2 protein-coding genes are annotated in these 670 nt (G+C 66.7%); both read left to right on the top strand.

The features are described from left to right. On the top strand, positions 1-382 hold a 382-nt coding region (locus tag L6Q96_23325), incomplete at its 5' end, for an acetyl-coenzyme A synthetase (protein MCK6557479.1). Positions 383-410: 28 nt separating this feature from the next. After that, positions 411-670 (top strand): WYL domain-containing protein (locus L6Q96_23320; GenBank protein ID MCK6557478.1); only part of this gene is annotated, 260 nt, incomplete at its 3' end.

The following is a 670-nucleotide window of genomic DNA, read 5'->3' as shown; positions in this document are numbered from 1 at the left end:
CAACGTCTCCGGGCACCGCCTGGGTACGGCCGAGGTCGAGTCCGCGCTGGTCAGCCACCCCGCGGTGGCCGAGTCCGCCTGCATCGGCGTGCCCGACGAGATCACCGGGCAGGCCATCGCCGCGTTCGTGACCGTGAAGGAAGGCCACGCCGCCGGCGACGACCTGAAGGCCGACCTGCTCAAGCACGTGACCAAGGAGATCGGCGCGCTGGCGCGTCCCAAGCAGGTGCGCTTCACCGGCGCGCTGCCCAAGACCCGCAGCGGCAAGATCATGCGCCGCCTGCTGCGCGACATCGCCAGCGGCAAGGAGCGCGTCGGCGATACCACGACGCTGGAAGACTACAGCGTGCTGGCGAAACTGCGTGAAAGCGACGAAGGCTAAGGCAGCGTTCTCTTAATAGGAGCTCGTCATGGACAAGGCCGACAAGGACATCCTCAAGCAGGTGCTCGAGGCCACCTACGAGCACAAGCTGCTGAAGCTGCAGTACTTCACCAGCGAGGGCAAGGCAGGCCCCGTGCGCGAGATCGAACCCTATTCGGTGATCGAGACCAAGGGCGGCGTGATGATCCGCGCCTACCAGCGCGCGCCCATTCCCGGCTGGCGCTTCTTCCACCTCGACCAGATCGTCAGCCTCGCCGGCAGCAAGGAGACCTTCAAACCGCGCCGCGG

It is taken from the genome of Candidatus Binatia bacterium (assembly GCA_023150935.1).
Lineage (GTDB): Bacteria > Desulfobacterota > Binatia > HRBIN30 > HRBIN30 > JAKLJW01.
Note: the sequence above shows the minus strand (reverse complement) of the source record. Positions and strands in the feature narration are given on the sequence as shown.